The 13,605-nt window shown below is 59.8% G+C and carries 16 protein-coding genes; 7 read left to right on the top strand and 9 right to left on the bottom strand.

What is annotated here, in order from left to right:
• The first annotated feature begins 11 nt into the window (after positions 1–11).
• Positions 12–842, top strand: coding sequence for a type I methionyl aminopeptidase (gene map / locus G3256_RS17365; protein ID WP_169642021.1), 831 nt, complete (start codon positions 12–14; stop codon positions 840–842).
• On the opposite strand, the gene G3256_RS17370 is transcribed toward map, so the two are convergent.
• The 3 genes from G3256_RS17370 to G3256_RS17380 are packed head-to-tail and all read right to left on the bottom strand — an operon-like array spanning position 833 to position 2,795.
• The gene (locus G3256_RS17370; protein WP_169642022.1) at positions 833–1,015 is read right to left on the bottom strand and encodes a hypothetical protein; all 183 of its coding nucleotides are present in this window, start codon (positions 1,013–1,015) and stop codon (positions 833–835) included. The two genes, map and G3256_RS17370, sit on opposite strands and share 10 nt — an antisense overlap.
• A gap of 17 nt (positions 1,016–1,032) precedes the next feature.
• Complete coding sequence (gene rsmD / locus G3256_RS17375; RefSeq protein ID WP_169642023.1) at positions 1,033–1,590, bottom strand: 16S rRNA (guanine(966)-N(2))-methyltransferase RsmD; 558 nt, start codon at positions 1,588–1,590, stop codon at positions 1,033–1,035.
• On the bottom strand, positions 1,587–2,795 hold the full coding sequence (locus G3256_RS17380) for an NAD(P)/FAD-dependent oxidoreductase (protein ID WP_169642024.1): 1,209 nt from the start codon (positions 2,793–2,795) through the stop codon (positions 1,587–1,589). The genes rsmD and G3256_RS17380 overlap by 4 nt, the downstream gene beginning before the upstream one ends.
• 97 nt (positions 2,796–2,892) lie before the next feature.
• Here G3256_RS17380 and G3256_RS17385 point away from each other — a divergent pair, with 97 nt between their 5' ends.
• Entirely contained in the window at positions 2,893–3,381 is a 489-nt protein-coding gene (locus G3256_RS17385; RefSeq protein WP_169642025.1) for a peroxiredoxin, read from the top strand.
• A 68-nt stretch (positions 3,382–3,449) separates the two neighbouring features.
• Here G3256_RS17385 and G3256_RS17390 read toward each other — a convergent pair whose 3' ends face one another.
• From G3256_RS17390 to G3256_RS17410, 5 genes are read right to left on the bottom strand one after another with little or no spacing between them, the layout of a single operon-like run.
• Positions 3,450–4,307, bottom strand: a complete 858-nt coding sequence (locus G3256_RS17390; protein ID WP_169642026.1) for a mechanosensitive ion channel family protein — start codon at positions 4,305–4,307, stop codon at positions 3,450–3,452.
• Between the two features lie 4 nt (positions 4,308–4,311).
• Entirely contained in the window at positions 4,312–4,608 is a 297-nt protein-coding gene (locus G3256_RS17395; protein WP_169642027.1) for a 4a-hydroxytetrahydrobiopterin dehydratase, read from the bottom strand.
• The gene (locus G3256_RS17400) at positions 4,605–5,792 is read right to left on the bottom strand and encodes a GNAT family N-acetyltransferase (RefSeq protein ID WP_169642497.1); all 1,188 of its coding nucleotides are present in this window, start codon (positions 5,790–5,792) and stop codon (positions 4,605–4,607) included. Before G3256_RS17400 ends, G3256_RS17395 begins: the two co-directional genes overlap by 4 nt.
• Before the next feature lie 48 nt (positions 5,793–5,840).
• On the bottom strand, positions 5,841–6,611 hold the full coding sequence (locus G3256_RS17405) for a glycerophosphodiester phosphodiesterase family protein (RefSeq protein WP_169642028.1): 771 nt from the start codon (positions 6,609–6,611) through the stop codon (positions 5,841–5,843).
• Positions 6,608–7,066: a RidA family protein gene (locus G3256_RS17410; RefSeq protein WP_169642029.1), complete on the bottom strand. Its 459-nt coding sequence runs from the start codon at positions 7,064–7,066 to the stop codon at positions 6,608–6,610. The genes G3256_RS17405 and G3256_RS17410 overlap by 4 nt, the downstream gene beginning before the upstream one ends.
• A gap of 501 nt (positions 7,067–7,567) precedes the next feature.
• On the opposite strand from G3256_RS17410, the gene G3256_RS17415 reads away from it, so the two are divergent.
• Both G3256_RS17415 and G3256_RS17420 read left to right on the top strand, forming a co-directional pair.
• Positions 7,568–8,242, top strand: a complete 675-nt coding sequence (locus tag G3256_RS17415) for an MlaA family lipoprotein (RefSeq protein ID WP_246227675.1) — start codon at positions 7,568–7,570, stop codon at positions 8,240–8,242.
• Positions 8,232–8,837 (top strand): MlaC/ttg2D family ABC transporter substrate-binding protein, encoded by a 606-nt coding sequence (locus G3256_RS17420; protein ID WP_169642030.1) that lies wholly within the window; start codon positions 8,232–8,234, stop codon positions 8,835–8,837. The genes G3256_RS17415 and G3256_RS17420 overlap by 11 nt, the downstream gene beginning before the upstream one ends.
• Before the next feature lie 7 nt (positions 8,838–8,844).
• On the opposite strand, the gene G3256_RS17425 is transcribed toward G3256_RS17420, so the two are convergent.
• Positions 8,845–11,031, bottom strand: coding sequence for a transglycosylase domain-containing protein (locus tag G3256_RS17425; protein WP_206040767.1), 2,187 nt, complete (start codon positions 11,029–11,031; stop codon positions 8,845–8,847).
• Between the two features lie 255 nt (positions 11,032–11,286).
• Between G3256_RS17425 and G3256_RS17430 the strand changes: the two genes are divergently transcribed.
• From G3256_RS17430 to G3256_RS17440, 3 genes are all read left to right on the top strand, one after another.
• Positions 11,287–11,625 (top strand): P-II family nitrogen regulator, encoded by a 339-nt coding sequence (locus G3256_RS17430; RefSeq protein WP_169642031.1) that lies wholly within the window; start codon positions 11,287–11,289, stop codon positions 11,623–11,625.
• A gap of 26 nt (positions 11,626–11,651) precedes the next feature.
• On the top strand, positions 11,652–12,959 hold the full coding sequence (locus G3256_RS17435; protein WP_169642032.1) for an ammonium transporter: 1,308 nt from the start codon (positions 11,652–11,654) through the stop codon (positions 12,957–12,959).
• A 248-nt stretch (positions 12,960–13,207) separates the two neighbouring features.
• Positions 13,208–13,516, top strand: coding sequence for a hypothetical protein (locus tag G3256_RS17440; protein WP_169642033.1), 309 nt, complete (start codon positions 13,208–13,210; stop codon positions 13,514–13,516).
• Positions 13,517–13,605 lie beyond the last annotated feature (89 nt).

Consider the following 13,605-nt stretch of genomic DNA (forward strand, 5'->3'; position numbering starts at 1 on the left):
AGAGACGTACCATGGAGACACCGGTGAACGAAGACCTGCGCGGACGCCAGACCAAAGACGGCATACGCATCTATGACAGCAGCGATTTCGCGGGCATGCACAGGGCAGGCGCGCTGGCCGCGCGTATCCTTGACGATATTGCCCAGCATGTGTTTGTCGGCCAGACCACAGGCGAGATCGATCGCCTGATCACGCAGATGGTCGGGGACGCAGGCGCCACATCGGCCACCATCGGCTACAAAGGCTATCAGCATGCGAGCTGTATTTCGGTCAATCACGTGGTCTGTCACGGCATTCCGGGCGACAAAAAGCTGAAACCCGGCGATATTCTCAACATCGATGTGACGGTGATCGTGGATGGCTGGTTCGGTGACACCAGCCGCATGTATGTGGCCGGAAAGCTGCCGCGCAAAGCCGAACGCCTCATCGAGATTACCCATGACGCGCTGATGATCGGCATCGATGCGGTAAAGCCGGGCAATACCTTTGGTGATATCGGCTATGCCATCCAGTCCTTTGTCGAGAGCCACCGGATGTCAGTGGTGCGTGATTTCTGTGGCCACGGTCTGGGACGGGTGTTTCATGCCCCGCCCAATGTGCTGCACTACGGGCGTCCGGGCACTGGTGCGGTGCTTGAAGAGGGCATGTTCTTTACCATTGAGCCGATGGTCAATCTGGGCCGTCCGGAGACCAAGACACTGTCTGATGACTGGACGGCTGTGACCCGTGACAAATCACTGTCAGCGCAGTTTGAGCATTCGGTAGGTGTCACGGCTGAGGGGGCGGAGATTTTCACGCTCTCACCCGGCGGCATGTTTCATCCGACGTATTCTCAGGACTGATCTTCGTCTGCCCGCGCGTCGCGGCGGATAATCTCCAGCAACAGCGTGTCCCTGCCAAGCGGCTGCACCGCATCGCCGATGAACACCGGCGTGCTTTTGCGCGAAGGTGCGGCCGGCGCGGTCCGGTCACGTTCAGGCAGGATCCTGGCGGGGAAAAACACAGATGCGAACATGGTGGCAGGTTAGCACATCATGACGGGGTTTTCGACAGCAGTGTTATCCAGCTGTCGCCGTATTTCCGCTGATCGACCAGTGTAAAGCCCTGCGGCGGCTGCATGGGCCCTGCTTCCTCCCATACGACAAAGGCGTCCTGCACCAGCCAGCCGGCGTCATCGGCCTGTGCCAGAGCCGGCTGACCGAGATCCCTGCCATAGGGCGGATCAAGAAACACCAGATTGCAGGGTGTGCCGCCACAGGCCGGCAGCGCGCGTGCGTCCCGCGTGATCAGGCGGGTTTCCTGCTGCACCCGCAGCTTTGCGATATTCTCGCGGATCAGGCGCCCGGCCACCCGACCGTCATCGACAAAGGTGACATGTGCGGCGCCCCGCGATAACGCCTCCAGCCCCAGCGCGCCGGTGCCGGCAAAGAGATCAAGCACCTGCGCGCCAACAAGCACATCATGGTTGTGCAGCACATTAAAGAGGCTCTCGCGCACCCGGTCGGTTGTCGGGCGCAGATGCGCGCCGGCATCGCCTTTTCCGACGCTGGCCAGAGCGACACTGCGGAACCGGCCCGCAATGATCCTCATGCTTTCATCAGCGGTTTCAGATCTGCGCCGGGGTCGCTGACCAGGGCCGGGTCGGCGGTTTTGCCGGCCTCAATGAGCCGCTTGCCGATCATATAGGCGCGCGGGTCGTTCATCGCGTCGACGGCCAGAAGTACGCCGTCCCGGTAATACCAGAATGAGGCTGTCTGCCCCTCACCACGCCGCGTCACAACGGTATCATAGCCGGTATTGAGCCCGGCGATCTGCAGTTTCACATCGTACTGATCAGACCAGAACCAGGGCGTTGCCACATACTCAGCCTCAGCGCCCATGATGTTGGCGGCCACGGCCTCACCCTGGTCAATGGCATTGGGCACGCTTTCCAGACGGATGCGCCCGTCGCGCCAGGGGAAGGAAGCACAATCCCCCGCCGCCCAGATATGCGGGTCTGAGGTGCGCCCGAAGGCATCCGTGCGGATGCCGTTGTCTGTCCCGAGGCCCGCCGCCTCTGCCAGGGCTGTGGCAGGACTGATGCCGACACCGACGATGGCAAAATCAATGCCGATCTCGCGGCCGTCGGTCAGGCGCGCCCCTGAAACGGTGCCCTCGCCCAGCAACCTGTCGAGGCCCACGCCTTCGCGGATCTCAACTCCGTGGCGGCTGTGCAGATCGCGGAAATAGTCGCTGGTCTGCGGGGCTGCAACGCGTTGCAGGATCCGGTCGGCCATCTCCACCAGCGTTACCCTGAGGCCGAGTTTCGCCGCCACTGCCGCAGCTTCAAGACCGATGTAGCCACCACCGATGATCAGCACCCGCGCGTCCGGCACAAAATGCGGGGCCATGGCATCGGCATCCGCGAGGTCCCGCACCACAAACACGTTTTTCAGGTCGCCGCCGATGGCAGCCGGCAGCCGGCGCGGCTCCGACCCGGTCGCCAGCACCAGATCGTCATAACGCAGCACTTCGTCGCCCATTGAAACTGTCTGCGCTGAGGGGTCGATTGCGGTCACGCGCGCATCTGTGCGCAGCGTGATCCCCTGTTCCGCGTAAAAACTTTCCGGGCGCAGGAAGAGACGCTCCCGCGTCATTTCGCCCATAAGGTAGGCCTTGGACAGCGGCGGGCGCTGATAGGGCGGGACCGGCTCGGCACCGATGAGTGTAATGCCGCCTTCAAAACCGCTGTTGCGCAGTCTGGCCACACAGGATGCCCCCGCCTGACCTGCACCGATCACGATTACCTGTCCCATTCGCGCGCCCCTTACCCTTGGATTTCGCTGGTCGCATGCCCGTCCGCACCCTATATCGACGGTAAGAACGAACGCAATTACAAGAAAGGCGTATCACATGACGATTTCACAGGGCGATCAGCTTCCCGATGCAACCCTTGTCCGGCTGGGCGACGACGGACCGGAGACGGTGTCACTCGCTGAGAAAACCAGAGGCCGCAAAGTCGTGATCTTCGCCGTGCCTGGCGCCTATACGCCAACCTGCCATTCCGCGCATGTGCCGAGCTTTGTCCGCACCAAAGATCAGTTTGACGCCAAAGGAGTGGATGAGATCATCTGCGTTTCGGTCAACGATCCCTTCGTGATGAAAGCCTGGGGCGAGAGCACAGGCGCTGCCAACGCCGGGATCACCATGCTCGCCGATCCCGACAGCAGCATGACAAAGGCACTGGGTATGGAATTCAGCGCACCACCTGCAGGGCTGGTGGACCGTTCCAAACGTTATGCGATGCTTGTGGAAGACGGCAAAGTGACCCTTTTCCAGCCCGAAGAGGCACCGGGCATGTGTGAGGTCTCAGCCGGCGAAGGCCTGCTGGAAAACATGTAAACCGCAGTCTTGTGGGTGTGACCAGGGGCCCGGTGCTGATGCGCCGGGCCTTTTTCGTGATCCGGAGATCAGTCGGATGCGTCCGCATCCACGCTGACGATCGTGCGTGTCGGAAAGGGGATATCAATACCACCCGCATCCAGCGCCTCTTTGACCGCGCGTTTCATATCAGCCTGATAGGCAAAGTACTCAGAGGCATCGACCCAGACGCGCACCAGAAAATCAACTGAGCTCGCGCCGAGGTTATTGACCTGAATAAATGGCTCAGGCACTGCTTTTGACCGCGGATCCCGCATGATCGTGTCGATAATTATCCGCTCGGCATCGGCCAGATGAACGCCGTAGCCCACACCGAAAGTCCACTCAGCCCGGCGCGTGTCATTGGTCGAGTAGTTGGTGATCACATTGCCCCAGACCTGCGAATTGGGGATGATTACCTGTACATTGCTGATATCGGCCAGTTCGGTGAAATTGAGGTTTACGGTCACCACGGTGCCCATCGTGCCGCCCACATCGACAAAATCTCCGGTACGGATCGGGCGGAAGAGGATCAGCATCACGCCGGCGGCGATATTCGACAGCGTGCCCTGCAGCGCCAGACCCACAGCGAGACCGGCCGCACCGATGACCGCGATGATCGAGGTCGTCTGCACCCCGAATGTGTTGAGCACAAAGAGCGCCGTGAACCCAAGCACCACATAGCGGACAATCGACGACAGAAAATCAAAGAGCATGTCATCAAGATGCGCATGCGCCCGGCCAAGCGCGCGAACGCGCTTTTGCAGCCATGTCGATATGAACCAGCCGAGCAGCAGGATGCCGATGGCTGCAAGAACGGAGCCCGCAATACCGGCCAGAAAATCAAGGGTGAGCAGATCGGCGAGGGTCTTTCCCTGCCAGATTTCGGTCTGAAGCATATTTTCCATGGTTTTACTCGGCGAGGCTGTTCATTTTACCGGCGAGTTTGACATCAAGCGCGCTCAGCCCGTCCACATCATGCGTGGTCAGCACCACATTGACCGTCCTGTAGACGTTGTCCCATTCGGGGTGGTGATTGAGCTTTTCCGCCCAGATCGCAACCTGGGTCATCCAGCCGAATGCCTCGACAAAGTTTTTGAACTCAAAGGTTTTGCGGATCGCGTCGCGGCCCTCGACCATTTCCCAGCCGGTGGCCAGGAGCGGACCCACAAGGGTGCCGCGTTCATCGTCTTTCAGTTTCTCAGTCATTCCTGTTCCTCAACTTCGGCCCTCCGGAAGGGGCCATATTCCGTCAGCACACTGATCTCTTCGTCAACAGCGTCCCGTTCCGCTTCAAGATAGCGCGCGATGGCGTCCTGAAACCCCGGATCGCCGACCCAGTGGAGCGACCAGGTGGGTCGGGGCAGATACCCGCGCGCCAGTTTGTGCTCGCCCTGTGCGCCGGCCTCGACCCGGGCTAGCCCGCGGGCAATCGCGATATCGATGGCCTGGTAATAGCACAATTCGAAATGCAGGCACGGGTGATGTTCGGTACAGCCCCAGTAACGCCCGTAAAGCGCCTGACCGCCGATAAAGTTCAGCGCCCCCGCCACCGGCACGCCGTCGCGTTCCGCGAGCACCAGCGCCATGTCATCGCGCAGCGTCTCCTGGGCGATATCGAAAAACCGGCGCGTGAGATAGGGTGTGCCCCACTTGCGCGCGCCGGTATCCTGGTAGAACTGCCAGAAAGCATCCCAGTGCTCAGGCTTCAGGTCATCGCCGGTGTAGGTGCGGATCGTGCCGCCGAAGGCCTGCGCCTGCGCGCGCTCTTTACGGATGTTTTTGCGTTTGCGCGAGCTCAGGCTGGCAAGAAACCCGTCGAAATCCGCATAGCCGTGGTTTTCCCAGTGAAACTGCTGTGTCTTGCGCAGCATCAGGCCCATACCAGCGGCGCGCTCAGCTTCATCTGCCGTGCAGAAGGTCACATGCAGCGATGAGACGTTGTTGTTCTGCGCCAGCTGCACCGCGCCCTGCACGAGGGCTGCCGTGCCGGTCTCTTCAAAATCCGGACGCACCAGAAACCGCCGTCCTGTGGCTGGCGTGTGCGGCACCGCGATCTGTAGTTTGGGGTAATAGCGCCCGCCCGCACGTTCATATGCATGCGCCCAGTTGTGATCAAAGATATATTCCCCCTGGCTGTGCGATTTCACGTACATCGGTGCGACACCGATCAGCTGCCCGTCAATCAGGGCGGTCAGATACTGCGGCTGCCAGCCGGTGCCGGCCCCCACAGAGCCGCTTGTTTCAAGCGCGCTCAGAAACCGGTAGGTGGTGAAGGGATCATCGGGGCGCCCGCACTCTGCGGCTTCGGGGCAGGCGCAGGCATCCCAGTCCTGCGCGTTTATCTCGCGCAGGCTTGAAACAACCCGGATTTCGACTTCCTGTTCGTGCATGTTGCGCGCTTCTGCCATGGGCTTAACCTGTGCTGCTGCGCGCCCGGTTCAAGCGTTCAGCGGCGCGCGATACTGCTCAAAGGTGATATTTTCCGCGATCCGGCGGGCCTGTGCCTCATCAGCAGGCGATTTTATCGTCCAGCAGAGGATATGCGCCCCGGCAGATTTCAGCGCCTGCACCCGCGGGCGGGACAGATCCTGCCACTCGTGGCTGATAAAGCTGCACGCCGCCTCGTCGTAATCCGGGATGTCGCGCAGGCGGGCACAGACCTGCGGGTCCAGCCGCCAGTCCGTCGGGTCGTAACAGCTGGTCACCAGCCCGCGCGGCACATCCGGCAGCAGTGCCGCCATCTTCGCCACGGAATACGGGTTGAATGACATCACGGCGACAGGTCCCGCGTATCCGGCAAGACCGCGCGCCACGGCCCGCTCCAAAGGACCGATACCGGGGCCCATCGCACCGTCCTGATCCTTGATCTCGACAAGAAGCGGCACGCGACCATCCACGAGGGCCAGGATTTCGGCAAGCGTTGGGATGCCTTCGCCGTCGCCACCTTTGAGTTCGGTGGCGGTCAGCCTATCGCCGCTTTGTGCCCGGACGGGGCCGCTGGCACGGGCGAGGCGGTCGAGATTGTCGTCATGAAAGACAAGCGCCTGGTCATCTGCGCTGAGTTGCACGTCGATCTCAATACCGTATCCGACCGCGATCGCAGCCCGGATCGCTGCACGGCTGTTTTCCGGGCGGCCGTCAGTCACATCGTGCAACGCACGATGCGCAAGCGGAACCGTCAGGAAATCATCAGGAAGCGGCGGTCTCATCGGATCTGAAAAATGCCTTCGATTTCGACAGCCACACCAAAAGGCAAAGAGGCGGCAGATACTGCCGAGCGCGCGTGACGACCCGCATCCCCCAGAGCTTCCACAAGGAAATCCGACGCCCCGTTGATCACTTTTGGCTGATCGCCGAAGTCGGGGGTCGAATTCACGAACCCGGTAAGCTTCACTACGCGCTCCAGCCGGTCAATATCCCCGTCACAGGCGGCTTTGACCTGAGCCAGCAGGCTGATCGCGCAGCAGCGGGCCGCAGCAGCTGCCGCATCAACGTCCATGTCATCGCCGAGTTTGCCTTTGATCATCCCGTCAGGCCCCGCGGATATCTGTCCGGAGACGTAAAGCGTATCACCCGTCCGGACCCAGGGCACATAGTTGGCCGCAGGAGCGGGTGCGTCGGGCAGCGTGACACCCAGTTCGGCAAGTCTGGCAGCAAAGCTCATGGCAAATTCCTTTGTTCAGTGAAGGCGCGCCTGATCACGCAACCATCTCACGCGCCCCGATACCAGCCCCCACATCCCCTGTGCGAGCAAAAACTTGCCGTGACCGCTGCTGAACTGTGGTCGCCGGACGACCGGCAGGGGCATCACCGGGCCTTACCGCAGCAGCCTTTATCAGTCTCTGTGAAAGCATATGATTGCCCGGACGGCCCTGCACGCGGCAAATGTCGTACCCCCGGGAAGTTTTCCACACCCTTGATGATGCGCGCAATAACCGTTACCGCTCAGTTTTATGTTTGCCGCTCTGTCTCTTCGTTGCCACATCACAAAGTTTCCTCGAAATCGCCGTCTGGGCAACGCAGACTAAAGACCTATCTGTCGCACACTCTGATTTGCAGGATCGCACCATTGTTTCATTCCCACCCCCCACGACTGCCCTTCCGCGCCGCCGCGGTGCTTTTGCTCTGTGTTTTCGTCAGCGCCTGCGCAACATCGCAGGACCAGGTGACCCGCACAGACGGAATCAACGACCCCTATGAGACGACCAACCGGAAAATCCATGCTTTCAACAAGGGGCTCGACAAAAATCTCGTGCGCCCGGTGGCGCAGGGATATGGCTATGTGGTGCCGGTGGAAATCCGCAATACGGTCAATAATTTTTCTGATAACCTCTCCACGCCCGGCTATGCGGTCAACAGCCTGCTGCAGGGTGATCTGGCAAGCGCGGGTGTCTCGGTTATCCGCTTTGTGATGAACACGACCATCGGTCTGGGTGGCTTTGTGGATGCAGCCTCTGAACTGCAGATCGCAGACCGCAAAACAGATTTCGGCGAGACGCTGTCGGTCTGGGGTGCGGGCGAAGGTGCCTATATCGAACTACCGCTCTTCGGTCCGTCGACTCAGCGGTCGACCGCCGGTCTGATTGTGGATTTCTTTACCAATCCGCTGACCTTTGCCACAATTGAGGATGTGCCGGAGCGATATGTACCGCCGGTATCGAAAGGCTTTGCCGGTCTGAACAATCGCGAAAAGTTCAGCGACACAATCGACTCCGTACTGTATGAAAGTGCGGACAGCTATGCTCAGACGCGCCAGATCTACCTGCAGAACCGGCGTTTTGAACTTGGCGAAAATTCCGCAGACGACTTTGATCCTTATGAGGACCCCTATGCTCAGTAATATTTCCCGCCGGAGTGTTCTTTCCGGCACCGCTGCAACGCTTTTTGCAGCTGCATGCGCCACCCCTGCTCTGGCTCTCAGCGAGAGCGCTGCGCGCAATCTCGTTGAAACCGTGGTTGGTGAGATCAACCGCGTCATCGAATCCGGCAAGTCAGAAGCGGCCATGCTGCGTGATTTCGAGGCGATTTTCGTGCGCTATGCCGATGTGCCGATCATGGCGCAGTATGCGCTCGGAAACGACGGACGCTCGGCCACAGCGGCTCAGAAAAGCGCCTTTACCGACGCTTTTCAGGGATACATCTCGCGCAAGTACGGCAAACAGTTCCGTGAATTTATCGGCGGGCGCGTCGAGGTACAGTCTGCACGGCAGATCAAAGCCGGATACGAAATCCGGTCCGTGGCCTATCTGCAGGGCGAAGAGCCGGTCAACGTGACCTTTCTTGTGTCTGACCGATCCGGACGGGACAAGCTTTTCAACATCTTCGTCGAAGGTGTGAACCTGCTGCTGACCGAGCGCACCGAAATCGGCGCGATGCTCGACAAGCGCCGGGGGAATATAGATCAGCTGGTTGCTGATCTGCGCAACGCCGGCTGAGAGACGCTCAGCGTTCCGGTTGCGGGCGCGTCCCTGATGATGCGCCCCCACCGCCCCCCAGAATATCTCTGAGCAGGCTTTCCAGCAGCCCCACGGGGCCGCTCCCGGTCGGCGTGCGGGTGTCGCGCGTTTCGCCCTGGCCCGGCAACATCATCGGCAGCGGTGACAGGGGCATCCCTTCATGTACACGGCTCATGGTTTCGCGCCAGATTTCCGCCGGCAGCCCGCCACCGGTCACGCCGGTCAGCGGGGTATTATCATCATAACCCATCCAGATACCGGCCACGTAATCCGCAGAAAAGCCCACAAACCAGGCATCGCGCGCGGCCTGGGTGGTGCCGGTTTTCCCGGCAAGTTCCCGCCCGCCGAACTGAGCGCGCTGTCCGGTGCCCTGAGAGACCACTTTCTCCATCATATAGATCAGCTGGCGCGCAGCCTCTTCCGGAATGACCCGCTCACCGATGCCGCCGCCGGTTTCCATCAAGGGCTCTTTATCATCCAGCAGACGCAGATCGATCAGACCGTAGGGCGTGACCGATGAGCCGCCGTTGAGGATGCCCGCATAGGCGCCCGTCATGTTGATGAGCGTGCTTTCAGACGCCCCGAGAGCCAGCGCCGGCCCGGCCGCGAGATCACTTTCCAGCCCGAACTGCGTGGCGACTTCGCGCACGAGGTCACGTCCGACAAACTCCGAGACTTTGACCGCCGGAATGTTCAGACTGTCCTGCAACGCCCGGGTCAGGGTCACGGTGCCGTAATACCTGTTTGTATAGTTTCGCGGCGACCAGGGGCCTGAGCCCGGGATATCGATGGTCAGCGGTTCATCCTCGACCGTGTCATTGGGAGAATACCCCAGATCAAGTGCTGCGGCATAGACAAACGGCTTGAAAGCAGAGCCGGTCTGGCGTTTGGCCTGAACTGCCCGGTTGAACGCACCGTCCACCCTGGTCCGGCGGCCGCCGACCATGGCACGCACGGCCCCGTCAGCAGACATCACAACGATGGCGGCCTGAGCTTTGGAGCCCTCACGCACTTTATTGGCAAAGACCCATTTCATAGCATCTTCGGCGCTGCGCTGGATGCGCTGATCAAGCGTTGTGCGGATGATCACGTCTTCGGTTGTTTTGCGGGTGAAGAACTCAGGGCCGGACGACATGACCCAGTCCGCGAAATACCCGCCCGAGCGAGCCTCTGCAGCTTCGGAAAGCTCGGCGGGATTGTTCTGTGCCGTTTTCGTTTCAGCATCCGACAAAAAGCCCTGTTCGTTCATCAGGCGCAGTATCGTTGCCGCGCGGTTGCGCGACCGGGTAAGGTCATTGGTCGGCGCAAAACGGGTCGGTGCAACCAGAAGCCCTGCGAGCATCGCCGCTTCGGCGGCGTCTACATTTGCGGCCGACTTGCCGAAATAGCGCTGGCTGGCCGCCTCAAAGCCACGGGCGCCGGCGCCCAGAAAAGCGCGGTTCATGTAAATCGTCAGAATCTCGTCTTTGGAGTATTTCACTTCCATCGCCAGCGCATAAACCGCCTCGGACGCTTTGCGCTTTATGGTCCCGCGGCGACACTCGGTTTCATATTCCGCTTCGCTCTGAGTTTCGGGATTATAGGGCACGCCCAGACACAGAAGTTTGGCGGTCTGCTGCGTAATCGTCGAGCCGCCGTGACCTGAGAGCGGACCACGACCTTCGCTCAGGTTAATCCTGACCGCACTGGCAATGCCGCGCGGGCTCAGACCGAAGTGACGGTAAAAACGCCGGTCCTCGGTGGCGATGATCGCGTTTTTCAGATGCGGGGAAACCGTCTGAGCGGTGACGGCGCCCCCGAACTGATCGCCGCGCCAGGCAAAAACGCGGCCCTCATGATCAAGAAGGGTCACAGACCCACGCGCCCGCCCGTCGAGCAGTTCCGTCGCCGGCGGCAGCGATGTTGCATAATATCCGACAAAGAGCGCCAGCACGACGCCGGCGACAAGCCCGACACGCCAGACCACCCGCCAGATCAGGCGGATCACCCATCTGATCAGCCGCTGCCCCAGTCCGATCAGCCCGCCACGACGGGGCCGCGACGGCTTTTTGCGCTGGCTCCTGCGGGCAGGTTTCGGTTTGGCCTTTGCTTTGCGCGCAGGTTTAGCGGCCGCTTTGCCGCCATAACGTTTGTCTGCGACCAGAGGACGTTTGCCTCTTGGTGAATCACTCATGAAGAACCTGCCCGGCCCGGTTTGTTTTGAGCACCTTATCCGGCTTTTATCGGATTGTTGAGGCGCGGTGTGCTACAGCGGTAATCTATTTTTAGCCTAATTTTTATGCAAATTAATCGTTCAGCCCTTTTTTTGTGCATATTTTCGCGAAAGACCAGTCAATCACCCGGCAAAATCTTCCATCGCCACATGCCACCGGGCGACACCTGCTGGCGTAAAACGCAGGACAACCTGCCCAGTTCAAGGGGATCAGAGGTGAAACTCATCATAGCAACAATCAAGCCGTTCAAGCTGGAGGAGGTCCGTGAAGCACTGACTGAAGCCGGTGTGCGCGGCATGATGGTCACGGAAATCAAGGGATTTGGCTCCCAGTCCGGCCACACAGAAATCTACCGTGGCGCCGAATACGCCGTGAACTTCGTACCGAAAGTGAAAATCGAGATCGTCGTGCCCGAAAGCAGCGTTGATCAGATCGTCGAAACCATAACAAAGACGGCCCATACCGGAAAAATCGGTGACGGCAAGATCTTTGTCCTCGGCGTCGATCAGGCTGTGCGCGTGCGCACCGGCGAAACCAACGAAGACGCTCTGTAAAGCGGCATCATCCAGGGATAACCATTATGACACACTTCAAGACACTTGCCGCTGCCGCTGCGCTGACCGCGCTGCCGACGCTGGCCTTCGCGCAGGACGCGGCCCCGGGGTTCGATGAAATCGGCCCCTATATCATGACTACACTGCTCTTCTGTATGGCAGGCTTCCTCGTTTTCTTCATGGCAGCAGGCTTTGCCATGCTCGAAGGCGGCCTTGTGCGTTCCAAGAACGTAACAATGCAGATGACCAAGAACATCGCGCTCTTCTCCATCGCGGCGATCATGTACTGGATCGTTGGCTTCAACACGATGTATCCGGGCGACTTCAACGGCTATTTCGCTATCGGAGGCCAGACGGTGCTCGACGCCGTTGGTGTTTCGGCTGCTGATGCCGCACTGGATTATGCCTCCGTCGGGTCCGACTTCTTCTTCCAGCTGGTGTTTGTTGCTGCTACCGCGTCCATCGTGTCGGGTGCTGTGGCAGAGCGCATCAAGCTCTGGCCCTTTCTGATATTCGTCGTTGTGCTCACCGGCTTTATGTACCCGATCTCCGGCTCCTGGCAGTGGGGCGGCGGCTGGCTGAGCGAGATGGGCTTTTCGGACTTCGCGGGCTCCACAGTTGTGCATTCCGTGGGTGGCTGGGCCGCGCTGGCCGGTGTCATCGTACTCGGACCCCGTCTGGGCAAGTACAAAGACGGCAGGGTAAACCCGATGCCCGGCTCAAACCTCGCACTCGCCACGTTGGGTACGTTCATCCTGTGGCTCGGCTGGTTTGGCTTTAACGGCGGCTCACAGCTAGCCATGGGCACCGTGGGCGACGTGTCTGACGTCAGCCGCATCTTTGCGAACACCAACATGGCAGCGGCAGCGGGTGCTGTTACGGCGCTGATCCTGACGCAGATTCTCTACAAGAAGCCTGACCTTACCATGGTGCTGAACGGCGCGCTGGCGGGTCTGGTGTCGATCACGGCTGAACCTCTCGCGCCGACACTCTTTGGCGCACTCTGGATTGGTGCTGTTGGTGGTATCATCGTGGTTCTGACCATTCCGATGCTCGACAAGATGAAGCTCGACGACGTTGTCGGCGCCATCCCGGTCCACCTCTTTGCAGGGATCTGGGGTACCATCGCGGTGATCTTCTACGGCGAAGCAAGCCTGATGACACAGCTGACAGGGATCGTTGCCTACGGTGTCTTCACCTTCGTCGCCAGCCTCGTGGTTTGGTTCATCCTCAAAGCAACTATGGGTATCCGCGTCAGCGAAGAAGACGAGATCAACGGTCTCGACGTCTCCGAGCTTGGCATGGAAGCCTACCCCGAGTTCGCCAAAGGCTGACTTTCCTCTCCTCCCGGAGAACACCACCTGCCCGGGCGCTCGCGCCCGGGCTTTTTTTGTGCCGGCCCTGTACCGTCCGGTTTTCACGGGTGTTTCCGCGCGTATTCCGTCGTGACGAATTCCACCCTCCGTCAGATGCGCGCCGGACATCGGTAAAATACTTATCAGATGCGGCAAACGACGGCACTGAGTCGGATGTGATCAATTGCCCGTTGTAAAATGTGACGCTGAAATACAGAATTTGATGCATGAAAAAGGCCCGCCCAAAAATCAATTTAAACAAGCTCAGGGAAATCGGTTGGTCACACTGGGACCCGATCGGACTGAACGACCGGATTGAGGGTTGGAAAGATGAGCCATTCGAAGATGAATATGACACCTACCTCGTCAAAGCTGCGCGAATGCTGCGAAATCAAAGGTCCATGGACGACGTTGTCGAATACCTCTTTTTTGTCGAGACCGAATATATGGGATTGGGTGTCGGACCAAATGAAGCCTACATCCGCGAAAGGCTGGCAAGAGTTGTTCAGGCGATTGCTGATGAACCCTTTATCTGAGCGATAGCTGATGCTCCGATCTCATCCTGAGAAGGTGAACGGTTTTTGTCTCCCAATTCCGGCACTCCCGCGACCTGGAAGTCGCGGGA

Source organism: Roseobacter ponti, from assembly GCF_012932215.1.
GTDB classification, from domain to species: Bacteria; Pseudomonadota; Alphaproteobacteria; order Rhodobacterales; family Rhodobacteraceae; genus Roseobacter; species Roseobacter ponti.